General features: G+C 70.4%; 23 protein-coding genes and 1 pseudogene. 9 read left to right on the top strand and 15 right to left on the bottom strand.

All coding sequences use genetic code 11. The features are described from left to right. Positions 1–23: 23 nt before the first annotated feature. A pseudogene (locus tag Aco04nite_RS07580) lies at positions 24–974 on the top strand (TerC/Alx family metal homeostasis membrane protein); the annotation flags it as partial. Positions 975–1,218: 244 nt separating this feature from the next. On the opposite strand, the gene Aco04nite_RS07575 reads toward Aco04nite_RS07580, so the two are convergent. The 3 genes from Aco04nite_RS07575 to Aco04nite_RS07565 form a co-directional block, all read right to left on the bottom strand. Next, on the bottom strand, positions 1,219–3,405 hold the full coding sequence (locus Aco04nite_RS07575) for an MMPL family transporter (protein ID WP_212996425.1): 2,187 nt from the start codon (positions 3,403–3,405) through the stop codon (positions 1,219–1,221). A gap of 61 nt (positions 3,406–3,466) precedes the next feature. Continuing rightward, complete coding sequence (locus Aco04nite_RS07570; protein WP_212996424.1) at positions 3,467–4,846, bottom strand: hypothetical protein; 1,380 nt, start codon at positions 4,844–4,846, stop codon at positions 3,467–3,469. A 59-nt stretch (positions 4,847–4,905) separates the two neighbouring features. Beyond that, the gene (locus Aco04nite_RS07565) at positions 4,906–5,757 is read right to left on the bottom strand and encodes a spermidine synthase (protein WP_212996423.1); all 852 of its coding nucleotides are present in this window, start codon (positions 5,755–5,757) and stop codon (positions 4,906–4,908) included. 83 nt (positions 5,758–5,840) lie between these two features. Here Aco04nite_RS07565 and Aco04nite_RS07560 point away from each other — a divergent pair, with 83 nt between their 5' ends. Then, a complete protein-coding gene (locus tag Aco04nite_RS07560; RefSeq protein WP_244875803.1) occupies positions 5,841–7,286 on the top strand; it encodes a DUF1800 domain-containing protein in 1,446 nt (481 codons plus the stop codon). A gap of 11 nt (positions 7,287–7,297) precedes the next feature. Then, the gene (locus tag Aco04nite_RS07555) at positions 7,298–8,545 is read left to right on the top strand and encodes a DUF1501 domain-containing protein (protein ID WP_212996421.1); all 1,248 of its coding nucleotides are present in this window, start codon (positions 7,298–7,300) and stop codon (positions 8,543–8,545) included. Here the strand turns inward: Aco04nite_RS07555 and Aco04nite_RS07550 are convergent. Next, positions 8,508–9,461, bottom strand: coding sequence for an anti-sigma factor RsbA family regulatory protein (locus Aco04nite_RS07550; protein WP_212996420.1), 954 nt, complete (start codon positions 9,459–9,461; stop codon positions 8,508–8,510). The genes Aco04nite_RS07555 and Aco04nite_RS07550 overlap by 38 nt on opposite strands. 181 nt (positions 9,462–9,642) lie before the next feature. Between Aco04nite_RS07550 and Aco04nite_RS07545 the strand changes: the two genes are divergently transcribed. Continuing rightward, positions 9,643–10,029, top strand: a complete 387-nt coding sequence (locus Aco04nite_RS07545; protein ID WP_244875802.1) for a hypothetical protein — start codon at positions 9,643–9,645, stop codon at positions 10,027–10,029. Positions 10,030–10,059: 30 nt separating this feature from the next. On the opposite strand, the gene Aco04nite_RS07540 is transcribed toward Aco04nite_RS07545, so the two are convergent. Then, positions 10,060–10,239 carry an antitoxin gene (locus Aco04nite_RS07540; RefSeq protein WP_203839782.1) on the bottom strand — a complete coding sequence of 60 codons (180 nt, stop codon included), beginning with the start codon at positions 10,237–10,239 and terminating at the stop codon, positions 10,060–10,062. Continuing rightward, positions 10,236–12,185, bottom strand: a complete 1,950-nt coding sequence (malQ, locus tag Aco04nite_RS07535) for a 4-alpha-glucanotransferase (protein WP_212996419.1) — start codon at positions 12,183–12,185, stop codon at positions 10,236–10,238. Before malQ ends, Aco04nite_RS07540 begins: the two co-directional genes overlap by 4 nt. Positions 12,186–12,285: 100 nt before the next feature. Between malQ and Aco04nite_RS07530 the strand changes: the two genes are divergently transcribed. Then, complete coding sequence (locus Aco04nite_RS07530) at positions 12,286–12,525, top strand: hypothetical protein (RefSeq protein WP_212996418.1); 240 nt, start codon at positions 12,286–12,288, stop codon at positions 12,523–12,525. A 24-nt stretch (positions 12,526–12,549) separates the two neighbouring features. Further along, a complete protein-coding gene (locus Aco04nite_RS49530) occupies positions 12,550–13,782 on the top strand; it encodes a chitosanase (protein ID WP_308161625.1) in 1,233 nt (410 codons plus the stop codon). A gap of 10 nt (positions 13,783–13,792) precedes the next feature. Here the strand turns inward: Aco04nite_RS49530 and Aco04nite_RS07520 are convergent, their stop codons facing one another. The 3 genes from Aco04nite_RS07520 to Aco04nite_RS07510 all read right to left on the bottom strand — a co-directional run bounded on the left by Aco04nite_RS07520 (position 13,793) and on the right by Aco04nite_RS07510 (position 16,688). Then, positions 13,793–15,034 carry a glycoside hydrolase family 16 protein gene (locus Aco04nite_RS07520; RefSeq protein WP_212996417.1) on the bottom strand — a complete coding sequence of 414 codons (1,242 nt, stop codon included), beginning with the start codon at positions 15,032–15,034 and terminating at the stop codon, positions 13,793–13,795. 110 nt (positions 15,035–15,144) lie between these two features. Continuing rightward, on the bottom strand, positions 15,145–16,146 hold the full coding sequence (locus Aco04nite_RS07515; RefSeq protein WP_212996416.1) for a carbohydrate-binding protein: 1,002 nt from the start codon (positions 16,144–16,146) through the stop codon (positions 15,145–15,147). A 167-nt stretch (positions 16,147–16,313) separates the two neighbouring features. Next, positions 16,314–16,688 (bottom strand): ATP-binding protein, encoded by a 375-nt coding sequence (locus Aco04nite_RS07510; protein ID WP_244875801.1) that lies wholly within the window; start codon positions 16,686–16,688, stop codon positions 16,314–16,316. A 65-nt stretch (positions 16,689–16,753) separates the two neighbouring features. Between Aco04nite_RS07510 and macS the strand changes: the two genes are divergently transcribed. Together macS and Aco04nite_RS07500 are read left to right on the top strand one after the other, a co-directional pair. Then, complete coding sequence (gene macS / locus Aco04nite_RS07505) at positions 16,754–17,854, top strand: MacS family sensor histidine kinase (RefSeq protein WP_212996415.1); 1,101 nt, start codon at positions 16,754–16,756, stop codon at positions 17,852–17,854. 27 nt (positions 17,855–17,881) lie between these two features. Then, the gene (locus tag Aco04nite_RS07500; RefSeq protein WP_203839815.1) at positions 17,882–18,511 is read left to right on the top strand and encodes a response regulator; all 630 of its coding nucleotides are present in this window, start codon (positions 17,882–17,884) and stop codon (positions 18,509–18,511) included. Here the strand turns inward: Aco04nite_RS07500 and Aco04nite_RS07495 are convergent. The 6 genes from Aco04nite_RS07495 to aroA form a co-directional block, all read right to left on the bottom strand. Next, positions 18,508–19,056, bottom strand: a complete 549-nt coding sequence (locus tag Aco04nite_RS07495) for a DUF5709 domain-containing protein (protein ID WP_212996414.1) — start codon at positions 19,054–19,056, stop codon at positions 18,508–18,510. The two genes, Aco04nite_RS07500 and Aco04nite_RS07495, sit on opposite strands and share 4 nt — an antisense overlap. A 50-nt stretch (positions 19,057–19,106) precedes the next feature. Continuing rightward, complete coding sequence (locus tag Aco04nite_RS07490; RefSeq protein WP_244875800.1) at positions 19,107–19,919, bottom strand: ATP-binding protein; 813 nt, start codon at positions 19,917–19,919, stop codon at positions 19,107–19,109. Positions 19,920–20,065: 146 nt separating this feature from the next. After that, positions 20,066–20,917 carry a hypothetical protein gene (locus tag Aco04nite_RS07485; RefSeq protein ID WP_212996479.1) on the bottom strand — a complete coding sequence of 284 codons (852 nt, stop codon included), beginning with the start codon at positions 20,915–20,917 and terminating at the stop codon, positions 20,066–20,068. 29 nt (positions 20,918–20,946) lie between these two features. Beyond that, a complete protein-coding gene (hisN, locus tag Aco04nite_RS07480) occupies positions 20,947–21,762 on the bottom strand; it encodes a histidinol-phosphatase (protein WP_212996478.1) in 816 nt (271 codons plus the stop codon). An 8-nt stretch (positions 21,763–21,770) separates the two neighbouring features. Beyond that, positions 21,771–22,823, bottom strand: coding sequence for a ribosome small subunit-dependent GTPase A (rsgA, locus tag Aco04nite_RS07475; RefSeq protein ID WP_212996476.1), 1,053 nt, complete (start codon positions 22,821–22,823; stop codon positions 21,771–21,773). Positions 22,824–22,825: 2 nt separating this feature from the next. Further along, positions 22,826–24,328 (bottom strand): 3-phosphoshikimate 1-carboxyvinyltransferase, encoded by a 1,503-nt coding sequence (gene aroA / locus Aco04nite_RS07470; RefSeq protein ID WP_438874900.1) that lies wholly within the window; start codon positions 24,326–24,328, stop codon positions 22,826–22,828. Positions 24,329–24,414: 86 nt separating this feature from the next. On the opposite strand from aroA, the gene Aco04nite_RS07465 reads away from it, so the two are divergent. After that, positions 24,415–25,221, top strand: coding sequence for an SOS response-associated peptidase (locus tag Aco04nite_RS07465; RefSeq protein WP_212996413.1), 807 nt, complete (start codon positions 24,415–24,417; stop codon positions 25,219–25,221). Positions 25,222–25,529 lie beyond the last annotated feature (308 nt).

Here is a 25,529-nt window from a genome sequence, read left to right as displayed (position 1 = left end):
TCGAGCTCGTGGAGCGTGTGGTCATGCAGGTGCCCGGCCTTGTCTGGACCCTGACCGTGGTGGGGATCCTGGGTCTGATCGCCTTCGATTTCTACTTTCACGTCCGGCGCGCGCACATCCCGACGCTGAAAGAGGCGGGGATCTGGTCGTCGATCTATGTCGGCATCGCGGTCCTTTTCGGCCTCGGCGTGCTGCTCTTCGGCGGCCAGGACATGGGCGCGGAGTATTTCGCCGGCTGGGTCACCGAGAAGGCGCTGTCGGTCGACAACCTTTTCGTCTTCCTCGTGCTGCTGGGCAGCTTCAAGGTGCCCCGCGCCGACCAGCAGAAAGTGCTGCTCTTCGGCATCGTCTTCTCGCTGATCGCCCGGACCGGTTTCATCTTCCTGGGCTCCGCGCTGATCAACCGGTTCGCGTTCGTCTTCTACCTCTTCGGGCTGATCCTGCTGATCACCGCGGGAAACCTGCTGAAGAACGAGGACGACGATGACGACGAGCGCACCGCCGACAACGTGCTCATCCGCATCGCCCGCCGGTTCCTGCGGACCTCCGAGGAGTACGACGGGGACAAGCTGTTCACGGTCCAGGACGGCAAGCGGGTGATGACCCCGATGCTGCTGGTGATGGTCGCGATCGGCGGCACCGACATCCTTTTCGCGCTCGACTCGATCCCGGCGATCTTCGGTCTCACCCAGAGCGTCTACCTGGTATTCACCGCGACCGCGTTCTCGTTGCTGGGCCTGCGCCAGCTGTACTTCCTGCTGGACGGTCTGCTGGACCGTCTGATCTTCCTGTCCTACGGGCTGGCGGCGATCCTCGCGTTCATCGGCGTGAAGCTGATCCTGCACGCCCTGCACGAGAACAACCTGCCGTTCATCAACAGCGGCGACCCGGTGGAAGTCGGCGAGATCAGTACCGGGCTCTCGCTCGGCGTCATCATCGTGGTCCTGATCATCACGGTGGCGGCGTCGCTGCTCAGCCCGAAGGGGCGTGCGCAGACGTACACCGCGGCGGCCCGGCGGCACGCGGCGGCTTTCCTCGACGTCGAGACCGATCCGCGCTATTGCGACGAGATCTACCACCGGCTGGTCGACGAGGAGGAGCACATCAGGTCGCTGCCGGAGAAATACCGGGCCCGGGTCCGTCAGCAGGAGGAGTTGATGGCCCTGCTCACGCGCGCGCACCGGCTGCATGACCAGCGGGTCTCCGCCGGGACCTGTTTCAGCGTCCGCGTGCCCTGACCAGCTCGGGTTCGGGCGCGGCGTGCCTCGGTGCGGGGCCGGGCGGCCGCAGGCCCGCGCCCTCGATGTCGACGCGCGGGGTGATCCGGTCCAGCCACCGGGGGAAGGCCCAGGCCCGGTGGCCGAGCAGGGCAAGCACGGCAGGCACGAGGGTCATCCGGATCAGGAACGCATCCATCAGTACGCCCAGGGCGAGCCCGAAGCCGATCGTCTTGATGGTCGGGTCGTCGATCAGCACGAACCCGCCGAAGACCGCCGCCATGATCAGTGCCGCGGCGGTCACCACGCGGGCGCCGTGGCCGACCCCGGCGATCGTGGCCTCGGTGGGGTTGCTGCCGTGCTTGAACTCCTCGCGTACCCGGGAGACGATGAAGACCTCGTAGTCCATCGCCAGCCCGAAGAGCACGCCCATCATGATGATCGGCAGAAAGCTGACCAGCGGCCCGGGCCGGTCCACGCCGAACAGCCTGGCCGCCCATCCGTGCTGGAAGACGCCCACGGTGAGGCCGAAGGTCGCCCCCATGGTGAGCAGGAAACCGGCGGTGGCCTTGAGCGGCACCAGCAGTGATCGGAACGCCAGCAGCAGGAGCAGGAACGACAGTCCGATCACGACGCCGAGATATTCGGGTAGCGCGGCGGTCATCTTGCGGGAGACGTCGACCCCGACCGCGGTGGCGCCGGTGACGGCCACGCTGTCGTCCGCGCCGGTCAGTGGCGCCACCGCGGCCCGGATCTCCCGGACCAGGTCGGCGGTCTCCTGACTGGTCGGCCCGGTGCCCGGCGTGACGATGACGACCCGGGTGGTCCCGCCTGTGTTCGCCGGTCCGGGCCCTGCGGCGGTGACGTTCTGCAGCTTGCGTACCTCCGCGGTCACGCGGCTGGCGAGCGCCGAGACCGTGTCACCGCGGGTACCCCGGACCACGACGAGCAGGGGACCGTTGGCGCCGGGCCCGAAGGCTGCGGTGACGAGGTCGTACGCCGTCCGCTGCCGGGATCCCTCCGGTGCGGTGCCGTTGTCGGGCAGAGCCAGCCGCATGTCCAGCGCCGGGATGCTGAGCGCGCCCAGCCCGAGCACCAGCACGACGAGCGCCGCGCGCGGGAAGCGCACCACGCCGCGTGCCCAGCGGAACCCAAACCCGGGGCGTACGTGCGCACCCCGTCGGCGCTGTGATCGGGGCAGCACCCGGAGACCGGCAAAGCCGAGCAGGGCGGGGAGCAGGGTGAGCGCGACCAGCACCGCGGTCAGCACCGTGCCGGCGGCGGCCAGCCCCATCGCGGTGAGGAAGGGGACGCCGACCAGGCTGAGCGCGGCGAGCGCGATCACGACGGTGGCCCCGGCGAAGAGGACGGCCGAGCCCGCGGTGGCGGTGGCCCGGGCGATTGACTCCTCGACAGCCGTCCCGTCGGCGAGCTGGGCGCGGTGCCGGGAGCCGAGGAACAGCGCGTAGTCGATGCCGACGGCGAGGCCGAGCATCAGCGCCAGGATCGGCGCGCTCGACGAGATGTCCACGACGGCGGTGACCAGGAGCAGGCCGCACATGCCCGCCACGACCCCGATCAGCGCGGTGAGAAGGGTCATCCCCGCGGCCACCAGTGAGCCGAACGTGACCATCAGCACCACGGCCGCGATCAGCACCCCGATCGCCTCGCGGGCGCCGATCTCGGGCGGGCCGCCGGAGACGCCGCCGGGCACCACCTCGAGCCCGTTGGTGCCGGCGGTCGCCAGGGTGGCGAACGCGTCCCGGTCGGCGGCGGTCAGCTCGCTGTCGCTCTTGGCGTACTGCACGCTGAGCAGGCCCACCCGGCCCGTACGGTCGACCCGTCCGGCCTGGACCGGATCGGTGGCCGCAACGACATCGGGGAGCGCGGCGGCCCTGCGAACCACGACGGCGACGGCTTCCTTCATCGTCGCGCTGTCGAGCGCCTGGCCGGTAGGCGCGCTGACCACCACGGTCAGCGCGGCGCCCGCCGCGGCCGGCAGATCCTGCCGCAGGTCGTCGAGGGCGCGCTGGGACTCGGTGCCCGGGATGGTGAACGTGTCGACGGTCCTGCCGCCGAGGGTGAGCGCACCGGCGGCGAGCACGGCGAGCACGAGGGCCCAGACCGCAGCGACCATGCGCCGCCGCCGGAACGAGAAACGACCGAGCCGGTACAGCAGGGTGGCCACGTGCGGAATGTCCGATCATTACGCTTGGGGTGCTTTGTCCAAGCTTAACGGCCGGAGATCGTCAGTAGGTGCGGTTGCCGTCCGGCTCGTGCTCGGGGCGCCTGACGGACGCCTTGCCCCGGGCCGAATTGGCATTGAAGCGCGCGGTTGCCCGGCGGACCCGCTCTGCCCGCGGGGTGAGGTCCGTCCCGGACTCGTCACCCTCGACGGGTGCTCCCGAGGTCGGCCAGCTCTCGTCGTAGTCGGGCACGCCGGAGACCGGGCGGCCGTAGAGCGGGGTCTCGTAGTCGGGCGGGCTGTAGCTGGTCGGGCCGTACTGAGCCGGGCTGTCGTAGCTCGGCGGCCCGGTGACCGGCTCGTCGAAGGCCAGCCGGTCGTAGTTGGGCCGCTCGTACGCCAGCCGCGTGAAGTCGGGAGTCTCGTCGTAGGCAGGCGGGCCCGAGGTCGGCCGGCCGTACACCGGCGGGGCGGAGACGGGCTGGCCGGAGCTGTTGATGATCGTGCCGTGCAGGACGTTGTCGGTGCCGTCGGTGAGCTCGGCCGGCGCATGCGGCGCGTGCTCGGCCGGGTCGGGGCGCCCGGAGACCAGCTCGGAGATCCGGGCGGCGATGTTCGCGGCGCGGGTGGCCAGGTCGGGGTGGGAGACGGTCGCCGCGACCTCGGCCGCCGAGGCCTGCAGAGCGCGCGCCCCGTCGGCGGCGCGAGCTGCCCTGCGCTCCGCACCCTCGTAGCCGGCCGCGCTGTCCGGCACGGAGCGCCTGATGGACGGCGGTGGGGAAACCACGGCAGGCGGCGGTTGTGGAGCGGGCGCCGGGGGAGCGGGCTGGGTGGCGTCCGGGGCGAAGGTCTGCGTCGCCTCCGGGGCCTGGCGTGGCACGGAGAGCGCGCCGATCAAGGTCACCGTCTGGCCGTCGCCGCCCTCGGCGTTGACGAACTCGGGCCCGACCAGCATCTTTGCCAGCTCCCGGGCCACCTCGACGCTGAGACCGAGATCACCGGCGTGATTGACCCGGAATCGGGCGATCGCGTGCCGGATCACGTTGGCGACCTTGTCTGCGTGGCTGACCTCGCCGAGCTCACCGCCGGCGAAGACCAGGGCCGGGAACGACCCGTCGGCCCCCGCGCACACGAGCTGGAGCTGGGTGGCCGCGACGGGCCTGCCGTCCACGACCGGGCCGGGTTGTACCCGAATGTGCTCGGGGTAGTACCAGAGGACCTCACCCGACGTAACGCGAAGATCGTCCGGGTTTTCCCGGGAGGTGTGGGCGTAACGAATACGACGATTCGTGACGAGGACCTCGGTAGTCTCCGGCAGGGTCCACCGCGGCAGCGAGGCCGCCTGGTCGAACGCGTACTCAGCGACGGCGCATCGCCCGTGCCACAGTGAACGTTCTCCGTCCGGTAGTGGCCCGAAGACGTCCGGTGGGTTCGCGTCGGCCATGCCTCGATTAGATCCGAGAATCGGCCGTTGCGACAACCCAACGGTCCGGTAAATCGCGACTACGACCGGCTGCTGAACAGGCCTTCCGGGGGTGTGGGCGATGGCACTGCATCGACGTCCGTGGCTGGTGGGCGCCCGCCGGCGAAGCGCTCGAGGTCGGTTTCGACGCGGCCCGGGAACCAGTCGCCGGACGCCCGGCGGCGCAGCTCCTCGACCGGCGGCGGGGTGCGCCCGGCGAGCACCACGAGGTTGCCGAAACGCCGCCCGCGCAACACCGCAGCGTCGGCGACCAGGAGCGCCTGGGGCAGCACCGACCGGATCGTCGCCACCTGGGTCCGGGCGAAGTTCAGCGGCGGCCCGTCGGCGACGTTGGCGATCAGCCAGCCGCCCGGGGCCAGCACCCGGGCGACCTCGGCCATGAACTCGGCGGAGGCCAGGTGCGCCGGGGTCTGTGAGCCCGCGAACACGTCCACGACCACGACGTCGTAACCGGCGTCACGCATCCCGGTGACGGCCTCGCGTGCGTCGCCGACGCGTACCCGGAGCTTGGCCTTGGGGTCCCAGGGCAGCGCGGAGCGGACCAGGTCGACCAGCTTGTCGTCGATCTCCACGACCCGCTGCGGGGAGCCCGGCCGGGTTGCGGCGACATAGCGGGGCAAAGTCAGCGCCCCACCGCCGAGATGCAGCACCCGTATGGGTGTTCCCGGTGTCGCAATAATGTCTATTGCGGCAGCTATGCGACGAATGTACTCAAACTCCAGATACCTTGGGTCGGCCAGGTCCACGTGCGACTGCGGGGCTCCGTCCAGCAGCAACGTCCAGCCACTCGTGCGGTCCGGGTCGGGGACCAACTCAGCGACGCCGGAGGCGACCTCTTCGACCCGTCGTTCGCCACGCCTGCGCTGTGCCACGGCTGAAGAGTATGTCGGTTGCCGTACGGGAGCGGCAGCCGGGGAAACCGAAAGACATCCGACCGCCTGCCGACATCGGGAACGTGACAGCGACTGTGGACTTCCTGCCCGCCGACCCGCTGCTGCACCTGCTGCGCCGCGCGACCTACGGCCCGACCCCGGCTGCCATCGCCGAGATCCGCCGCCTGGGAGCGACCGCGTGGCTGGATCGCCAGCTCAAACCGTCCGCGATCGCGGACCCGACGGCCGACAACCTGGTCTCGCGGCTACCCCTCAGCGGGCTCAGCATCGACGGCGTCCACGCCAAGGTGACCTCCCGCGCGATGAAGCCCTACGCCTGGGACGCGATGTTCGAGCTGTCCTGCGCCACGGTCGCCCGCGCGGTCTGGAGCGAGCGCCAGCTCCTCGAGGTGATGGTCGACTTCTGGTCCAACCACCTCAACATCACCAACATGTCCGGCGACGTCTGGGACAACCGCCCGGACTACGACCGTACGGTGATCCGCGCCTACGCCTTCGGCCGGTTCGCGGACATGCTCAAGGCGAGCGCGCGGCACCCGGCGATGCTGACGTACCTGGACAACCGGTTCTCCACGAAGACGGCACCGAACGAGAACTACGGCCGTGAGCTGATGGAACTCCACACCGTCGGCCTCGGTTACAGCGAGTCGGACGTGAAGAACGCGGCCCGGATGCTGACCGGGATGACCGTCGACTGGGGCAACGGGCGCTACCGCTACGAGCCCAGCGACCACGCGACCGGCCCGATCAAGGTGCTCGGTTTCAGCAACGCGAACGCCACGGCCGCGGGCGGGCAGACGGCCGCGCTGGCCATGCTCGACTACCTGGCCGCGCACCCGTCGACCGCGCAACGGATCGTCACCAAGCTCTGCGTCCGGTTCGTCGCCGACGAGCCGCCGGCCGCGCTGGTGACCTGGCTGGTCAAGGTCTACCTCGATAACAAAACGGCGATTGCCCCGGTGCTGAAGGCACTGTTCACCTCGGCCGAGTTCGCCGCCTCCGTCGGGGCGAAGACCCGGACCCCGTTCGAGGACATCGTCGCCACCGTACGCACCCTCGGGTTCGGGCCGGAGAAGTCCGGGACCGACGCGCTCAAGGCGCTCTACTGGAGCAGCGAGTCGGCTGGTCACGCGCCGATGGCCTGGGCGCCGCCGAACGGATACCCGGACGTGGCCACCGCGTGGGCATCGCCGTCCGGCCAGGTCGTGCGCTGGAACACCCACCTCAACATCGCGGCCGGCTGGTGGCCCAACTCGCTGCAGCGCCCGGCGTCGCTGATCGCGGCGTACGCCGGACCGACCCTCCCGGCCACCTACGGGGCACTGATCAACGCGGTCGCTACCCGGCTGGTCGGCCGCACGGTGGCGCCGGAGCACGCGACGGCCCTCGCCGCGTTCTACGGCAAGACCCCGGCGAGCCCGCTCAAGCCGACCGACGACGCCGCCGGGTGGGCTTTCCCGTACCTGCTCGGCCTCCTGCTCAACTCCCCCTACTTCGCCCTGAGGTGACCGTGACCGTGATGACCGAGAACTGCGATTGCGGCGGGGTCAGCCGGCGCAAGGTGCTCGCGGCCGCGGGCGCCGGCGTCTTCGCGGGCCTGGCCGGCGATCAGCTTGCCACCCAGCTGGCGTTCGCCGCCCCGGGCTACACGGGCGACGTGTTCGTCCTGCTCTCGCTTCGAGGCGGCTTCGACGGACTCTCCGCGGTGGTGCCCGCCGGCGACGCCGCGTACTACGCCGCCCGGCCCGGCATCGCGATCGCGAAGTCGAAGCTCATCGGCGGTGACTCGTTCTTCGGGCTGAACCCGGCGCTCGCCCCGCTGCTCCCGTTCTGGAAAGCCGGCACGTTCGGGGCGATCCAGGCCGCCGGGCAGCCCGTGCCGAACCGCTCGCACTTCTCCGCGATGGAGGAGCTGGAACGCGCCGCACCGGGTACGAGCGTCCGCACCGGCTGGCTGGACCGGATGATGGGCGGCCTCGGCGCGAAAACCGCGTTCGACGCCGTCGCGGTCGGCACGGCGATGCCCTCCCGGGTGCTCGCCGGCCCGGCGCCGGACCTGTCCCTGACCTCGGTCGACGAGTTCCAGCTCTCCGGCGAGGACAAGAGCCGCCCGATCGCCGCGACCATGTCGGCGCTCTACGCGGGGGCTCCGGCGGCGCTGGCGCAGACCACGGCGATGACGACGTCCGCGCTCGCCACCACGAGGACGCTCAAGGCCGCCGGGTACACACCGGCGAACGGGGCCGTCTACCCGGACACCACGCTCGGCAAGGCGCTGCGTGACGTGGCCCGCCTGGTCAAGGCGAACGTCGGCCTGATGAGTGCCTGCGTCGACACCGGCGACTGGGACATGCACGAGAACATCGGCGCGCCGGTGGCGGGCATGAAGATGTACGACCGCCTGAAGGATCTCGCCGCCGCGCTGGCGGCCTTCGCCACCGACCTCGGACCCGCCGGGCTCGGCCGGGTCACCCTCGTCACGACCAGCGAGTTCGGCCGCCGGGTTGCGCAGAACGGCTCCGGCGGGCTCGACCACGGCTACGGCAACGCGATGCTGTTGCTCGGCGGCGGGGTCAACGGCGGCAAGGTGTACGGCCGCTGGCCCGGCCTCGCCGACAGCGCGCTGATCGACGGGGACCTCGCGGTGACGACCGACTATCGCGGGGTGATCGGCGAGATCGTGCGTGCCCGCTGCGGCGTCGGCGACCTCGCCGGGATCTTCCCGGGGGTCACACCGACGTCGCTGGGACTGGTGAAGCCGCGCTGACCCCGCTGCGGCGCAACGCGAACCGGGCCCGGGTGATCCCGTCGCTGCGGTGGATCGCCATCGAGTCGCACAGCTGGTGCACGAGCCACAGGCCCATGCCGCCCGCCACTCCCGGGGCCGGAGGCAGATAGCCGGCGAGTGGCGCGAGCGGTGCCGCACCGTCATCGGTCACCTCGCCGATCACCGCCTCGCTCGTCACCCAGATGCGCAGCTCGCGGTGGATCCCGCCGTGCCGGATGCCGTTGGTGGCCAGCTCGCTGAGCGCCAGCATCAGGCTCTCCACCCGGTCGGGCGGGAGCCAGCTCTCCGCGCCTGCCCGGCCACGGATCTCCGCGCGCAGCTCGGCGACGCTGTCCACGATCGGCATCGTCAGGGCCGGCTCGCCCGCCACGGGCCACGGCGGCTCCGGCAGCTCGGCGAGCAGATTTTCAGGCGGCTGATATCCGGCGCTGTCGAGCCAGATGCCGTCGTGGACCCGGGGATGCGTGCGCCCGGCTGCGGCGACCAGCTCGGCCGGCAGGGTGCGCCGGTCGTAGGGGCAGAGCAGGTGGGCGTCGGAACCGGCCAGGGAACGGTTCAGGGCCGCTTCGAAGCGGACCCAGGTCGAGGGCTCCCCACCGTACGGAATCTGGCCGATCATGCGGGTGTAGGAACGGCCGCTCGCCGCGGCAGCCTTCAGAATGTGCGCCCAGCCCGCGATGGTCCGCACCGGACGGACGTACCACTCGTCTGCGGGCAGGAAGCGCACCGCCTCGGCATCGTCGTCGAGGGCCTCGCGGAGCAACCCGATGCGGTCGGGCGCCGCTGCCACCGCCACGGCCTCGTCATCGGCGAGGGCTTCTCGCACAAACCGGGTCAGAGTCGACGCGTACGCGGAATCGCTGTCATAGAGGAACGCCGAGTGGGAAAACGCCACCGAGCCACCTCCGAGCACCGCCGATCGACCACGGTAACACCGCTCCGGCCGCAGCGTGGAAACGATGCGTATGGGGTGCATCACTGCGGGTGAACAGTGCGCCCGGATCCGCGAAAGTGCCGGTCAGGGGCCTGCTCGTCGGTCCACACTGGTCCGGATCAAGGAACGCGGGGGTGGAGCGGTGTCAGGTACGGGAATCAGTGCGCTGGCCGAGATCATCGGTACGGCGCCGAGGCGACCGGTGGATCCGCCGTCGGCCGGGGAGATGCCGGCGATCCTGGCGGCCGCGCAGCATCGGTCCGGTCCGCCGTTGAAGATCCGCCGCTTCGAGTCCGAGGACGGCCCCGGCTACTGGCGCTGGGACTGCTCCGGCTGCGGCGAATACGGTGGCGGGCGTCATCACCCGGATGCGATCAACCGCGCGATGCGGCACTGCGCCGAGCACCCGGGGCACAGCTCGTCGCTGCTGCCGCCGGCGCGCTGCCGGGAACGCGACACCCGGCTCGCCGTCCATCCGATGCTCTTCGCGATGGACGACGAACCGGGGCCGGAACCGCTGGCTGTCTGACCAGGGGCGGCAGACCTGCAAGAGGGTTGACTACACGCGGGTGTCGCCGTCGCCCGTACGTTTCTGGGCCTCGTCCACCCCGCGGTCGACCTGGCTCGAGTACTTGTGGCCGGTGCGCTTGTCGACCTCGTCGCCGACCTTCTCGAGGGCCTGGTCGACCTGCTTGTCATGCTTGTCGACGAAGTCCTTCGCCTTGTCCAGGAAGCTCATCGTGTCGCACCTTTCCTCGCGCTGAGTACCTCGGCGGCCCGCACGAACCGCGGGTCCACCACAATTTCCTCCAGGCCCTGCTCGAGCGGCATCCGCCAGTTGGGGTACTGGTCGGTGGTGCCGGGCAGGTTGGGCTGGTCGAGCTCGCCGAGCACGTCGTAGAGCGACGCCGTGATCAGGCGGGACGGCGTACGCGCCAGGAACGCGTGCATCGCCAGGACGATCTCGTCGGGGGTGCTCGCCGCGGTGATGAGACCCTCGTCGGTCAGCCGGGCGAGCAGCTGGGCCCGGTCCTTGTCGGCGTACGCCCGTTCGTTCTCCACCGGCCCGGCGAGCTGACCCAGCTCGGCGCGGATCCGGACCTGCTCGCCGACCAGGAATCCGGCGGCCGTCGGCAGGTCGTGCGTGGAGATCGTGGCGAGGGCGTTGCGGGGGTATCGCGACGCCGGCAGGTAGCCCTCGTCGGGGTCGTCCTGGTAATCGCGGGTGAACCAGAGCACCGCCGAGCCGAGCATGTTCATCCGCTCGAGGGTCTCGGTCACCACGGGCTGCACGGTCCCGAGGTCCTCGCCGATCACCACCGCGCCGGCCCGGTGCGCTTCCAGAGCGAGGATGCCGAGCATCGCGTCCGGGTCGTAGTAGACGTACGTCCCCTCGGCCGCGCCCATGCCCGGCGGAACCCACCACAGCCGCCAGAGCCCGGCGATGTGGTCGACCCGCAGCCCTCCCGCGTGCCGGAAGATGCGGCGCAGCATGTCGCGGTAGGCGGCGTACCCGGTCTCGATCAGCTGGTCGGGGCGCCAAGCGGCGAGCCCCCAGTCCTGGCCGAGCTGGTTGAACGCGTCCGGCGGCGCACCCACGTGCACGCCCGAGGCGAGCACGTCCTGCAGCAGCCAGCCGTCGGCGCCGCTCGGATCGATGCCGACGGCCAGGTCGTGCACCACGCCGACGGGCATGCCGTGCTCCCGGGCGACCTCGTTGGCGGCGTCGAGCTGCTGGTTGAGCAGCTGCTGCAGCCAGACGTGGAAGGCGACCCGGTCACTCTTACGGGCTTCCGCGACCGCGGCGGTGTCGGGCCGGCGCACCTCGGACGGCCACTCGAGCCAGTTGGCGCCGTGCTTCTCGGCCAGCACGCAGAACGTCGCGAAATCCGTGAGCCCCGGATCGGCGTCCAGGTCGATCTCGCCGGCTAGCGGCCAGAGCAGCTCCAGGGCGGCCCGTTTGGCCTGCCAGACCGCGCTGTAGTCGATCAGGCCGTCCGGTGCGGGCCCCGGCTTGAGCGCGTCCACCTGCTCTTTCAGCGGCGGATCCGCCCGGCGGTACGCGTCGGTGTCGGCAACCCGCAGATAGAGCGGGTTCGAGAAGCGCCGGCTCGACGGGGAGTACGGCGACGACGGCACCGGCAGCGTGGGCGTGATCGCGTGCAGCGGGTTGAGCAGGACCAGCCCGGCACCCTGGCTGTGCTCGACGAAGGTGCGCAGGTCACCGAGATCGCCCATGCCCCACGACGCCGCGGAGTGCAGCGCGTAGAGCTGCAGCATCCAGCCCCATGTCTCGGGCGGCTCCGGAAGCTCGGTGGGCACGACGATCAGCGTCACGACCTGCTCGCCGGAGCGCAGCTCGTGCCAGCCCAGCGGCAGGTCGGCCGGGATGCCGGTGACCTCGCGTTCGGTGCCGTCCTCCAGCACCACGACACCGGGCGCGGCCAGCGGCTGGGCCTCACCGAGCCGCGCGACGATCGTGCCGGGAAGTCTGCGCTGCTCACGGGCGGTGCGAATGGTGGCCAGCTCCCGCTCGACCGAGGCCGGCGTGCCCGCGTCGACGCCGAGCAGCCCCAGCACGCCGATCACCGACTCCGCCGAGACGTCCTTGCGCTCGCGGTGCCAGTCCTCGTACCAGGTGGCCACCCCGTGCGCCTCGGCCAGCGCTGTCAGCTCAGCGTCCACTCCGCCCCCTTCTCAGAAAGTCCCTGCCAGTCACTACCCTGCCGTGCCGTGTCGTAGTCCAGTGCCACCGGTCTTGCGGGGACGGGTCACACTGGGTCACATGTCTGCTGTTGTGAAGTGGTGGGGCCGGATGGCTGCGGCGATGACGGGTGCGGCGCTGACACTGGTCGTCCCGGTGCACGCCTGGGCCGCCAGCAAGGGCGTCGACGGAGTCGCCATCGAGGCCGTGAAGTACCGCCGCCGCAGCCGGGGCGGCTTCCTCCCGATCTTCGGTGGCCTGTGCTGCCTGCTCGTGGTCGGCGGCATCGTCCTGATTTCGCGGAACCGCAAACGTCGATGACCTCGCCCACCTACCTTTTCAAGGGTGGGGATCAGGGCGAACGTCGTCGCGTTGGGGGTGGGCATCACCCTCGTCTGCACGGTGCCCCTGGTCATCTCGATGACCGCGGACGCGGCTCCGGACCTGCTGCTCTCCCGGGGCCGTCCCGTGCTGGCGTCGAGCGTGCAGAGCCCCGGCACGGCGGCCACGCTGGCGGTGGACGGCATCGCGGAGACCAGGTGGACCACCGGGACGGCCGCGGGCAGCCAGTGGCTGCGGGTCGACCTGGGGCGCACGCAGAACGTCACCCGGGTGCGGATCAACTGGACCGCCGCGTACGCCCGGGGCTACCGCATCCAGACGTCAGCCGACGGCGCGGCCTGGAGCGACGCCTATGCGACCACCTCCGGTGACGGCGGCGTCGACGACGTGAAACGGCTCAGGAGCGCCGGGCGCTACCTGCGGCTGCTCGCCACCCAGCGGGCCCGGGCCTCAGGTTTCTCCCTCACCGAACTCCAGGTGTACGGCCCCGGCCCGGTCGTCCCGGCGGCTGCCTCGACCGGGTCGCCGGCTGCCTCGACCGGGCTCACCGATCCGCGCAAGAAGGAGCTGGCGTTCCAGCTCGTGTCCAGCGCGGAGAACTCGTCGCTCGACTGGCGGGGCCAGTTCGGCTACATCGAGGACATCGGGGACGGTCGCGGCTACACGGCGGGGATCATCGGATTCTGCTCCGGGACCTCGGACATGCTGGCGGTGGTGGGCGAATACACCCGCCGCAAGCCGGGGAACAAGCTCGCGAAGTACCTGCCCGCCCTGCGTACGGTGGACGGCTCGGATTCTCATGCCGGCCTCGACCCGGGCTATGTCGCCGCCTGGAGATCGGCCGCGACCGACCCGGTCTTCCAGAAGGTCCAGGAGGACGAGCGGGACCGGATGTACTTCAATCCCGCGGTGACCATGGCGACCACGGACGGTCTCCGGGCGCTGGGGCAGTTCGCCTACTACGACGCCGCGGTGATGCACGGCATGTCGGGGCTGCGGGGCATCCGGGCCGCGGCGATGCGGGTCGCGAAGACCCCCAAACAGGGCGGCGACGAGACGGTCTGGCTGAGTGCCTTCCTGAACGCGCGGGTCGCCGAGATGCGTACGGAAGAGGCGCACAGCGACGTCAGCCGGGTCGAGACCGCGCAGCGGACCTTCCTGCGGGCCAGCAACCTGGACCTCGACGCCCCGCTGAGCTGGCGCGTCTACGGCGACCAGTTCTCAACGGGGCGATGATCCGAGGGTCCTAGGCCTTGGCCCACTTCTGGTTGGCCGTGCCTGCGCAGTCCCACAGCTGCAGGGCCGCGTTGTTGGCGGAGTTGTTGTCCTTGATGTCGACGCACTTGTTCGCCGACAGGTTCACCAGGTCACCGGCGCCCGAGAGGGTCCAGCGCTGCACCGGGTTGCCGTTGCAGTTGACGATCTGGAGCGGGGTGCCGTTGGTCAGCGCACCACCGGCCGGGTCGAGGCACTTGCCGAGACCGCGCAGCGTGCCGTCGCTCTCGAACGACCACTTCTGCGCGGTGGCGTTGTTGCAGTCCCACATCTGGACGCGTACGCCGTCCGAGGCGTTGCCGTTCGGGATGTCGAGGCAGCGCCCGTTCAGGTTCGACTTCAGCGCCGTGGCACCGGTCGCGGGCGGCGGGGTGGTGCCGCCCTCGGTGTAGCCCGAGACGCGGACCCAGTCGACGAGCATGGTCTGCGGGAACACCGTGCTGGCGTCCGGGTTGCCCGGCCAGTTACCGCCGACCGCGACGTTCAGGATCATGAAGAAGTTGTGGTTGTAGACCCACTGGTTGCCGTTGATGTTGGCCGGCGTGACGCGGAAGTACTCCTGGCCGTCGACGGTCCAAACGATCAGGTTCGGGGACCAGTCCACGGCGTACGTGTGGAAGGCGTCGCTGAGCGGGGCGCTGAGGCTCTTGTTCCCGCCGATGCCGCCGGCGCCGGAGTAACCCGGGCCGTGCACGGTGCCGTAGACGGTGTTCGGGGCGTAACCGACGTTCTCCATGATGTCGATCTCGCCGGTCGTCGGCCAGTTGCTGCCGCCGAGCATCCAGAACGCCGGCCAGATGCCCTGACCCTTGGGGATCTTGAGGCTGGCCTCGAACCGGCCGTACGTCTGCGAGAACTTGTCGGCCGTGAGGATGCGGCCCGACGTGTACTGGCAGGTGCCGTAGTGGCACTGGTAGTTGGCCGGGTTCTCCTTGCGGGCGGTGATCGCGAGGTGGCCCTGGCCGTCCTGCTGCACGTTGCTCGTCGACGTCGTGTAGTACTGCAGCTCGTTGTTGCCGAAGCCGCCGCCGCCGGTGTCGAACTTCCACTTGGAGCCGTCGACCGGGGACCCGGCGGCGCCGTTGAACTCGTCCTGCCACGTGATGCCACCGATGGCAGCGTCCGCGGAGTCGTTACGGGAGGCGGCCCAGAGACCGCTGGAGAGAGTGAGGGCGACGACGGCCGCCGCTAGCAGGACACGTGTTCTACGCATGGGGATGGAGCCTCCGGGGGGAAGAGGACCGTTGATATGTTCGCAGTCTTTACAGTTCGACTACGTTCAGTCAAGGGAGACTGCCTCTTCGCCCCGGGATAACGTTTTTTCTAGAGTTTTTTGAACAGCGAGGGCAGCGCGGTGGGCTCCCAGCCGGGCAGCGAGGTGTGTGCCTCGAGGACCTCGTAGTTCGCGCCCTCGAACGAGAGGACCTGGCCGGCGGTGTAGGGCTTGAACGGCTCCCAGTAGGGCGGGGTGCTCGCACTCGGGGTCGCGCTGGGGCTCTCGCTGGGCGTCGCGCTCGGCTCCGCGCTGGGGCTTTCGCTCGGCTGTGCGCTCGCGCTCTCTGATGGCGCGGGCGTGGCGTCGCCGTCGCTGCCGTCGGCTCCGGCGATCTTGACGAAATCGACGACCATGTTCGCCGGGAGGGTCGCGCTGTTGCGGGCCCGCAGGCTCAGTGCCAGACCGAACTGCTGATCCGTCCGTACGCCCGCCGCGTCGATCTTGCGTACGTCGGCCCCGTCGACCGTCAGCGTGATGGTGCTGGGGGTCCAGCTCACGGCGTACGTGTGGAAGTCACCCGGCACCGCCGTGGCCAGCAGGTTGATCGCGGCATCGCCGCGGCCCGTGCCGACCAGCTCGAGAGCCGGCTCGATCCCGTCGCCACCGGGCACCTTGATGCGGGCCTCGAGCACGCCGGACTCGCGCTGGAACGAATCCTTGGTCAGGAGCCGGGCCGAGGTGCGATTGCCGTCGTCGGAGCGCGCGGTGAGCACGAGCTTGCCGTCGCCGTCCAGGCTCGCGTTGCGGGTGCTCTCGCTGAATTCGAGTCCGTTGTCGGCGCGGTTCGTGGCGAACGCCCATTTACCCGGGTCGACCGTGCTGCCGGACTTGCCGTCGAAGCTGTCGGCGAAGGCGTCCACCGGCGGGCGCTCACGGTTGCGCTCGCGCAGGAATCCAGCCGCGCCACGCGAACGCTCGGAAGCGTCGGCGGTGTCGTTGCGGCTGGGCAGGTAGATGGCGAAACCGAGGCCTGTAGCGGCGACGACCAGCGTCACGAGGAGTCGGGGACGCAGCCGGGAAGGCTGCTGCGGTGCGCTGTGTCGCGGCACGGGAAAACCTCCGGGGGCGGTGAGGCTCAGGTGTCGCCATGTCTCCCGGAATGCCCGAAAAGAAGCACGCAGAGAAACGTGGTGATGCTTATGTGTCAGGTGAGACCTAAGAAGATCTGCGTCGAAACGTCAAGTCCAGAGGCCGGACTTAAAAAAAGATTCAGGTTTCACGCGACGATGTGCGTGGAGATGCGGACCGCTGTGCCTTCCGGGCCGGTTGTGATGGCAAATGTGTCGGTGAGCTCCCGGACCAGGTAGAGGCCCCACCCGCCGGGCTCGTCGAGCGCGGGTTTGTCCGCGTGCAGCGGCCCCACCCCGGTGCCGTGGTCGCGGACCTCACAGACCACCGCGTCATCGATGCACCACATCGTGATCTGCCCGGTGCCACCGCCGTGGCGCACGGCGTTGGTCAGGAGCTCGTTCACCGCCACGACGAAGTCGTCCAGGCGGTCACCGCCCAGACCCGCGTCGCCGGCCCGGCCCGCGACGGCATGCCGCAGCGGGGTAACCCGCTCGGCGCCGAACACCTCGGAGATCAACAATTCCGTGCCTATCCCTCGACGGTAAGCGACGTCTGATCAATCCGCTGCCTGAGTAGGGTCAGCTCATGGCGGAATCGCTGTGGCGCGCCATCGCGGTCTACCGCATCGCCGCCCTCATCTACGTGGCGATCCTGGTCGTGCGCAACGTCGGGTTCTACGCGCATCCCATGCTCGCCTGGCCGGTGCTCGCCCTCACGGCGGCCTGGACGCTCTTCACCACCTATGCGTACGCCGACCAGGCCCGCCGCCGTCCGCCGCTGCTCGTCGCCGACCTGCTGGTCGTCATGGGCGTGATGGCGTCCAGCGCCTACATCGTGGGCGAGCACGCGCTCCGCACCGGCAGGCCCACCCTCGCCGTGGCGTGGCACGTGGCGCCGGTCATCGCCTGGGCGGTCGCGGGTGGCCGCCGGGGTGGCATCGCGGCCGCGCTGGCCATGGGCACCACCGACATCCTGGTCCGGGGCCACTACGACCAGGCCGGTTTCACGGGCACGGTGCTGATGCTGATGGCCGCGCTGGCGGTCGGTTACCTGGTGAACGTCGCCGAGGTGGCTCAGCAGCGCCTCGAACGCGCCATTGAGCTCGAGGCGGCGACCCGCGAGCGGGAACGGCTGGCCCGCGACATCCACGACTCGGTGCTGCAGGTGCTCGCGCTGGTCAAGCGGCGTGGAAGCGGGCTCGACGGCGAGGCGGGGGAGCTGGCGCGGCTCGCGGGGGAGCAGGAGGCCGCGCTGCGCACCCTGGTGACCGGGCGTGCGGCGGAGCCCGTCGACGAGCATGCCGAGACGGATCTGATGGCGCTGCTCGACCCGTACGCGTCGGAGACGGTCTCAGTGGCGGCACCGGCCGGAGCGGTCCGGCTGCCCGCCGGGGTAGCCGCGGAGATCGCGGCCGCGGTCGCCGCCGCCCTGGACAACGTGAACCGTCACTGCGACCCCGGCACGAAGGTATGGGTGCTGGTGGAGGATGAGCCCGCGGCGGTGACGGTGAGTGTGCGCGACGAAGGCTGCGGCATCGCGCCGGACCGCCTCGACGAGGCGCAGACGCAGGGACGTCTCGGTGTGGCGCAGTCGATCCGCGGCCGCATCGCCGACCTGCGGGGCACCGTCAGCATCACCTCGTCGCCCGGCGAGGGCACCGAGGTGGAGATGTCCGTGCCTCGATAGGCTGTCCGCGTGGCAGCACTGAGAGTAATGGTGGTCGACGACCACCCGATGTGGCGTGACGGGGTCGCCCGGGACCTGACCGCGGCCGGCTACGAGGTCGTCGCGACGATCGGCGAGGGCCGGCAGGCAGTCCGGATCGCGGCGGCGGCGAAGCCCGAGGTCGTCGTGCTCGACCTGCAACTGCCCGACATCTCAGGGGTCGAGGTCATCACCGGGCTGCTGGCGGCGGTGCCGGGCGTGCGAGTCCTGATGCTCTCGGCCAGCGGGGAGCAGCAGAGCGTGCTCGACGCCGTCAAGGCCGGGGCCTCGGGCTATCTGCTGAAGTCCGCCGGGCAGGCGGAGTTTCTGGACGCCGTGGAGCGCACGGCCGCGGGCGACACGGTGTTCACGCCCGGGTTGGCGGGCCTGGTGCTGGGCGAATTCCGCCGCCTCGCCGTCGAACCAGCCGGCGCCGACGACGCGGCACCCAAGCTGACCGAGCGGGAGACCGAGGTGCTGCGGCTGGTGGCCAAGGGCCTGTCGTACCGCCAGATCGCGGAACGGCTGGTCCTCAGCCACCGGACCGTGCAGAACCACGTGCAGAACACGCTCGGCAAGCTCCAGCTCCACAACCGCGTGGAGCTCACCCGTTACGCCATCGAGCAGGGGCTCGACTAGTTGTAGCGGGGCGCGTTGGTCTCGTGCATGGCGGCTTCCTCGGCGCTCGCGCCGCCGCCCGCCGCACCCGCGTCGTAGGCGATGCTGTCGGCCTCGTCGTCGTTGCCGTAGCCCTCGTCCGTCTCCACCAGGCGGCCCACCGGGCGGGGGGAGTCGGCGTCGAGCTGGCCGTCGTCGTAGAGCGAGATCGCGGACTTCGGGTCCGAGGTCGGGCTCTCGCCCCAGACATCCGCGTCGAGCCGGCGCTGGGCGGAGTCGCCGACGGTCTCGTCGTACGGACCGCTCTGCTGGTCCTCCGCGCCGAAGTCCGGCTCCTCCTGGCGCAACCGGGCGTCGAAGGACTCGCCCTCGCGAGCCTCTTCCGCGGTGTCGCCGAAGCGGTTGGAGCCGCCCGGTCCCACGCCGGCGAGTGCTGCCGGGTCTGCGCCGTCGGCCCAGCGCACGCTGTCGACCTCGTCATACGCGCTCGAGTCGTCGTCGGCGGTGTCAGGCAGGCCGGACGCCTCGGGGTCGGAGACCTCGGTCGGGTAGTCGTTGTCTCGCATGATCCGGAGGTTACCCACGGTTGCGGGGTGCCATGCCTGCGCTCGGCGTATTACTCGACTCGGTTTGCGCCGTTTTGCGGACCGCCCGCGTTTTGGGGGCCGCCCGTGTTTTGGGGGCCGCCCGTGTTTTGAGGTCCGCCCGTGTTTTGGGGGCCGCCCGTTTTGAGGGCTGCCCATACGACCTTGCCGCCGGGCAGCGCCAGGCTGCCCCAGGCGCCGGCCTCAGAATTGATCAGGAGCAGGCCACGACCACCGTACGAGGTGACGGGCACCGGACTCCCCGTGAACCGGGGAATCGTGGCCGACCTGTCCCGCACCGCCACGGTCATCCGCCCGCTGTGCCGGCCCAGCAGCACCGTCATGTCGGTGCGCGCATGCGCCACGACGTTGTTGACCATCTCGGTGACCACGATGCTGGCCGGTGAGGCGAGGTCGGGCAGGTCCCAGCGCTCGCACGCCTCGGCGACCAGCTCCCGGGAGCGCCGGGCGGCACCCATGACCGGCTCCAGGGCGAGGCTCAGGAAGTTGCCGGGATGCGGCTCGCCCAGTCCGGCGAAGGCGGCCTCCGGCGTCGGCCAGGACGGCAGGTTCCACCGTTTGGCATCGGCCCGCGCGCAGAGCACGACGCGGGCACACGGCCAGTCGGTTGCCTCCCGCGCGAGATCCTCGAGCACGTCGGCGGCGTCGGGGTGGCCCAGGGTCAGCTCGCGGACGTCGATCACGACCGCCTCGGGCTGACCGGCGAGCACGCTGACGACCGAGGAACGCACGAGGGGCGCCGACCTGGAATCGAGCACCCCGGCGAGCCGGACGACCGGGTAGGTCTGCCCGCCGTCCACCAGGTGTCGGACCTCGCTCGGCATGATCGCTCCATTGTGCATAACGTGGAAGATTCTCGCATTTCCCGGTCGGAGGAATTTTCAGCCGTAAAGTCTTATTAGCCGGATAAGTGAAGCGCGTCCATGAAGGTGCTTTACCCAGTCACCCATAGCTCATGCACAGCAACGGCTCAGTGCGCGGTGGTGGGCAGGGGCGCACACTCACCGTGGGTGCGGGACGCGTGATGGTGCTGCGGCTCGGCGTAGCGGGTGAGGGCGATCACTGCGGCGAGCGTAACCGCGAAGCCGAGCCCGGCCAGCCACTCGCGCCCGGGATGGATCCGGTCACCCAGCAGCAACAACCCGACGATCGCGGCGGGTACGGCACCGGCGGCATCCATCGCGGCGACCGCGGCGGTGGTCGAACCCCGCTGCATGGCCATGCCGAGCAGCAACTGCCCGACGATCGAGTGCACGACCAGCAGGTAGAGCAGCGGATTGGCCCCGACCTCGGCGGCGGAGTGCTCGTTCGCCAGCGGCCGGGCAGCGATGGCCGCCGCCGAGAACGCGATGCCTGCCAGGGACCCGAGCACTACCGAGCCGAGGGCGCCGTGGAGGCGTACCGAGAGGAAACCGAGCACTGCGATCACCGCGACCGCCACGCCCAGCCCGACCACCGCGCTCGTCGGCAACTGGCGCGAGTGAGCCGGCTGCGCCGACAGAACCAGGGCGGTGATCCCCGCCAGCAGCAGGGTGAGCAGCGCGATCTCCGCGACGGGCAGGCTCCACTTCAGGATGAGTACGCCCAGCAGCGCCGTCACGCCGAGTCCCGCCGCAACGCTCGCCTGCACCAGGAACAGCGGCAGGTCTCGGCGGGCCAGGAAGGCGAGCACGAACCCGAGCACCTGGCAGCCCACGCCCAGCAGATACGTTCGGTGACCGGCCAGCCGGACCAGTAACTGCGGGTCGAACGTGTGATGCACCGTCGTGCGCGCTGCCGCCATCGACTGCAACAGGTTCGCCACCCCGTAAGCGGCGATCATCCCTGCCAGGAAGAACCAGCCCGCGGAGATCACCCGGCGAGGATAGACCAGTTCTGCCCGCCACCCAGCCGTTCCAAGATCTCCTCGTGCAGGTGACCGTTTGTGCCCACCGTGCTGCCATCGCCCGGCGCCCGCTGACCGGTCAGATCGGTGATCTTCCCACCGGCCTCCGACACGATCGGGACCAGCGCCGCCACATCCCAGAGCGACAACTCCGGCTCGACCATGATCTCCACCGACCCCTCGGCGAGCAGCATGTAACCGTAGAAGTCACCGAACGCCCGGCTGCGCCACGTATCGCGCATGATGCCCAGCATCGGCTCCAGCTTGTCCGCGTCCTCCCAGCCCGCCAGGCTCGAATAGCAGAAACTGGCGTCGCTCAGATCCTTGACGCCCGACACGGAGATCCGCGTGGCCGACCGCTGGTGCTTGCCCGCGAACGCGCCGTGCCCGTCGGCACCCCACCACCGGCGTCCCAGCGCGGGAGCGGAGACCAGACCGGCAACCGGGCGGTCACCCTCCACCAGCGCGATCAGGGTGGCCCAGATCGGCACCCCCCGGATGAAGTTCTTCGTCCCGTCGATCGGGTCGATCACCCAGTGCCGGTTGCCCGTCCCGGCCGGCGCCGTCGAGCTCCCGAATTCCTCACCGATCACGCCGTCCCGCGGGCGTGCCCGGGCCAACGTCGCACGGATTGCCTGTTCAACCGCGGTGTCGGCGTCCGAGACCGGGGTCAGGTCCGGCTTCGACTCCACCCGCAGATCCAGGGCGCGGAACCGGGCCATCGAGATCGAATCCGCGGTGTCTGCCAGCAGGTGGGCCAGGGCGAGGTCGTCGGCGTACATGTTCTCTCTCACTCGATGTGGTCCCGGGGATCCAGATCCCCGGCGCGACTGCTGAGAAGTCTCCGGTACGACGCGAGCCGGCGCGGGTCGGCCTTGCCCGCCGCGACCCAGGCATCCAGGGCGCAGTTCGCATCCGCGGTCGTGTGACCACAGTTGGGCGGGCAGTCCACGGTCCCCTCGACCAGGTCCGGGAAACCGTGCAGCAGGCTGTCGGCGCTCACATGGGCCAGCCCGAAACTGCGGATGCCCGGGGTGTCGACGATCCAGCCCGGGTCGCCCTTCTTCTGCACCCGCGGCAGCCGCAACGCCACGGCGCTGGTCGACGTGTGCCGGCCCTTGCCGATCGCGCTCACCACACCGGTGGCCCGCAGCGCATCCGGCACCAGCCGGTTGACCAGGGTGGACTTGCCGACCCCGGAGTGGCCGACCATGACCGAGATGCGGTCGGCCAGATGCTCGCGCAGCTCGGCCAGATCGCTCTCCGGCTGCACCAGCACATAGGGAAGGTCGAGCTCGGCGTAGTAGTCGAGGACCTGAGCGGGCCCGGCCAGGTCGGCCTTGGTCAGGCAGAGCAGGGGCTCGATCCCGGCGTCGTACGCCGCCACGAGGCAACGGTCGATGAAACCGGTCCGCGGCGGCGGGTCGGCCAGCGCGCTCACGATCACCAACTGATCCGCGTTGGCCACCACCACCCGCTCGAGGCGCCCCTCGGGAGTCGTGTCGTCGTCATCCGCCGTGCGCCGCAGCACCGACGTGCGCTCCGAGATGCGCACGATCCGGGCCAGCGCCCCCGGCGCCCCCGTCGTGTCGCCCACCAGCGCCACCCGGTCCCCGACGACAACGGACTTGCGGCCCAGCTCCCTGGCCCGCATCGCGGTGATCAACTCGTCCTGGCTGTCGGCGTCCTCACGCACACAGCCGTACCGGCCGCGGTCGACGGTGATGACCAGACCGTCGATCGCGTCCTCATGCTTGGGCCGGGTTCGCGTACGTGGACGTGACGATCGACCCGGTCGGACCCGGACGTCGTCCTCGTCGTACTCCCGTTGGCGCGCCGGCAGATTCAGCTCCCTGTCACGAGGCCGGCCCAGAGTTCAGGGAACTCGGGCAGGGTCTTGGAGGTACACGCTACGTCGCTCAGCTCCACGCCCTCGGCGACGAGGCCGATGACAGCCGCGGCATGTGCCATCCGATGATCGGCGTAAGTCTCAAAGACCGCACTCCGCAGCGGCCCCGGCGCGATGTCCAGCCCGTCGTGGAACTCGGTCACCCCAGCACCCACCTTGCCCAACTCCCGGGCCAGCGCGGCGATGCGGTCGGTCTCATGCCCCCGGATGTGCGCCACCCCCCGGAGGGAGGAGGAGGAGTCGGCCAGCGCCGCCAGCGCCGCGATCACCGGCGTCAGCTCGCTGACCTCCGACAGATCGGCCCTGATGCCGTGCAGCACCCCGGTGCCCCGGACGGTCAGACCATCATCGTCCTGGCTCACCTCCGCCCCCATCCGGGTAAGGAGGTCGACCAGGATCCCGACGGGCTGCCAGCTCTCCCGCGGCCACCCGGCCAGCGTCACAGCGCCCCCGGTCACCATCGCCGCTGCGAAGAACGGCGCCGCCCCGGACAGATCCGGCTCGATCACCCAATCCCGCCCGGCCAGCTGACCGTGCTCAACAACCCAGACATCGGGCACGTTCTCATCCACCACGGCCCCGGCCGCCCGCAACATGTGCGTCGTCATCCGCAGATGGGGCGCCGACGGAACCGGCGGCCCCTCATGCCGCAGCACCAGCCCCTTGCTGAAGCGAGGAGCCGAAAGCAGCAACCCGGACACGAACTGGCTGGACCCGGAAGCGTCGATCACCGCCTCCCCGCCCGCCACGGCCCCGGTGCCCCGCACCACGAGCGGAAGCCCCCCACCATCGGAGTCGATCACCACCCCGAGCGACCGCAACGCCTCCACGATCGGCCGCAACGGCCTGTTCCGCGCATGCGGATCCCCGTCGAACGTCACCGTGCCATCAGCCAGCGCAGCCACCGGCGGCGCGAACCGCATCACCGTCCCCGCCAGCCCGACGTCCACCGTGGCCGGCCCCCGCAGCGGCCCCGGCTCAATCGTCCAGACCGCACTCTCGGCGTTTGCGCCACTGGCTGCGCCACTGGCCGCGCCACTGGCTGTGCCGGTCCTGGCTGACCTGTTGGCCGCGTCGGTCCTTATGGGGTCGTTCGTTGCGGCGCTGGTTGTTGCGGCGCTGGTTGTTGCGGGGCCGTTGGCTGATATGCCGGTTGATGCGTCTGGCGCTGCCGGCGCTTTCGGCAGGTCCGTCGCCGACCCGGCGGTGGTGCCGGCGGTGTTGATGGAGGCGCCGAGGGAGCGCAGGGCTGCGGCCATCAGGGTGGTGTCACGGGCGTGCAGCGGGCGGACGATCCGGGACGGACCCGTGGCCAGGGCACTGAGGACCAGCGCACGGGCGGTCATCGACTTGGAGCCGGGCAGGCTCAGAGCCGACACAACGGGCCCGGTCGCGACCGGTGCTGTCCAGGGGCGTGCTGCTGCTGTCACGGCCCCCATTGTGCCGGTCGGGTGCGACAAGAAATCGGCGCGGTGCGGCCTGGACGGGTCAGCGGGGGTGCGGCGTGCGGCGTACTGTCGGGCTCATGTGCGGGCGATACGCGACGACGAAGAAGGAGGCCGATCTCGGCCAGCTCTTCGACGCCGTCCCCATCACCGAAGCTATGGCTCAAAAGGGGCAAGCCCCGCTCGAGCCCGCAACTGCTGAGGGCGCCCCGCAATGGCCCGCGCCGAACTGGAACGTCGCTCCCACCGATCCGGTCCCCGTGATCCGCGTCTCGGAGCGCCAGGCAGCCCGCGTCGTCGACACCGCCCGCTGGGGCTTCCTCCCACCCTGGGCCAAAGACCCCCGAGCCGGCGCCCGCATGATCAACGCCCGAGCCGAAACAGTCGCCACATCCAAAGCCTTCGCCCCGTCCTTCCATCGCCGCCGCTGCCTCATCCCGGCCGACGGCTGGTACGAATGGGTTCGATCCGGCAAGCAGCGCCAGGCCTACTACATGACTCCCCAGGACTCATCGGTCCTGGCCTTCGCCGGCATCTGGACGATGTGGCACGGCGAAACCCTCACCTGCAGCATCCTCACCACGGCCGCCCAGGGCACCCTGAAAACGGTCCACGACCGCATGCCCCTGATCCTGCCCCACAACCGCTGGGACACCTGGCTCGCCGGCGGCGGAGACCCCGACGAGCTGCTCCAGCCCCTGCCGGACGAGGCCCTGGCAACAATCGAGGTCCGGCCGGTCAGCCCCCGCGTCGGCAACGTCCGCAACAACGACCCCGACCTGGTCACCCCGATCACACCCGCCGAGGCCACCCCACCGGAGCCCGCCCAACTCTCGCTCCTGCCCGACCTGAATCAGCCCGCGCCCGCCCAGAACGCGGCAAGCTAGACGATGCCACCGACCTCGCCTCCTCAAACCGCAACGAGTCAGTCGGCGCTCACCCAGATCGCGCTCACCCAGATCGCGTCGAGCCAGATCGCGTCGGGCCAGACAGTGCCCACCCAGATCGAGCCCATTCAGGTCGCGCCGGGCCACGTCGCCCCCGCTCAGGTCGCGCTCGCTCAAGCCACGCCTACCCGGGCCGCGCCCTCTCAGGTCGAGCCCACTCAGATCGCGCCCACTCAGAACGCGCCCACTCAGATCGCGTGCACCCATGCCGCGCCCACTCAGAACGCGCCCGCCCAGATCGCGTGCAC

The sequence above is a fragment of the Winogradskya consettensis genome (assembly GCF_018332715.1).
Classification (GTDB): domain Bacteria; phylum Actinomycetota; class Actinomycetes; order Mycobacteriales; family Micromonosporaceae; genus Actinoplanes; species Actinoplanes consettensis.
Note: the sequence above shows the minus strand (reverse complement) of the source record. Positions and strands in the feature narration are given on the sequence as shown.

What these genes read in the sequence shown, in the direction of transcription:
- Aco04nite_RS07570 (WP_212996424.1), bottom strand. Translation starts at nt 4,846, where the DNA reads ATGGCCGACGCGAACCCACCGGACGTCTTCGGGCCACTACCGGACGGA.
- Aco04nite_RS07555 (WP_212996421.1), top strand. Translation starts at nt 7,298, where the DNA reads ATGACCGAGAACTGCGATTGCGGCGGGGTCAGCCGGCGCAAGGTGCTC.
- Aco04nite_RS07540 (WP_203839782.1), bottom strand. Translation starts at nt 10,239, where the DNA reads ATGAGCTTCCTGGACAAGGCGAAGGACTTCGTCGACAAGCATGACAAG.
- Aco04nite_RS07530 (WP_212996418.1), top strand. Translation starts at nt 12,286, where the DNA reads ATGTCTGCTGTTGTGAAGTGGTGGGGCCGGATGGCTGCGGCGATGACG.
- Aco04nite_RS07520 (WP_212996417.1), bottom strand. Translation starts at nt 15,034, where the DNA reads ATGCGTAGAACACGTGTCCTGCTAGCGGCGGCCGTCGTCGCCCTCACT.
- macS (WP_212996415.1), top strand. Translation starts at nt 16,754, where the DNA reads ATGGCGGAATCGCTGTGGCGCGCCATCGCGGTCTACCGCATCGCCGCC.
- Aco04nite_RS07500 (WP_203839815.1), top strand. Translation starts at nt 17,882, where the DNA reads ATGGTGGTCGACGACCACCCGATGTGGCGTGACGGGGTCGCCCGGGAC.
- Aco04nite_RS07495 (WP_212996414.1), bottom strand. Translation starts at nt 19,056, where the DNA reads ATGCGAGACAACGACTACCCGACCGAGGTCTCCGACCCCGAGGCGTCC.
- Aco04nite_RS07490 (WP_244875800.1), bottom strand. Translation starts at nt 19,919, where the DNA reads ATGCCGAGCGAGGTCCGACACCTGGTGGACGGCGGGCAGACCTACCCG.
- Aco04nite_RS07485 (WP_212996479.1), bottom strand. Translation starts at nt 20,917, where the DNA reads ATGATCGCCGCTTACGGGGTGGCGAACCTGTTGCAGTCGATGGCGGCA.
- hisN (WP_212996478.1), bottom strand. Translation starts at nt 21,762, where the DNA reads ATGTACGCCGACGACCTCGCCCTGGCCCACCTGCTGGCAGACACCGCG.
- aroA (WP_438874900.1), bottom strand. Translation starts at nt 24,328, where the DNA reads ATGGGGGCCGTGACAGCAGCAGCACGCCCCTGGACAGCACCGGTCGCG.
- Aco04nite_RS07465 (WP_212996413.1), top strand. Translation starts at nt 24,415, where the DNA reads ATGTGCGGGCGATACGCGACGACGAAGAAGGAGGCCGATCTCGGCCAG.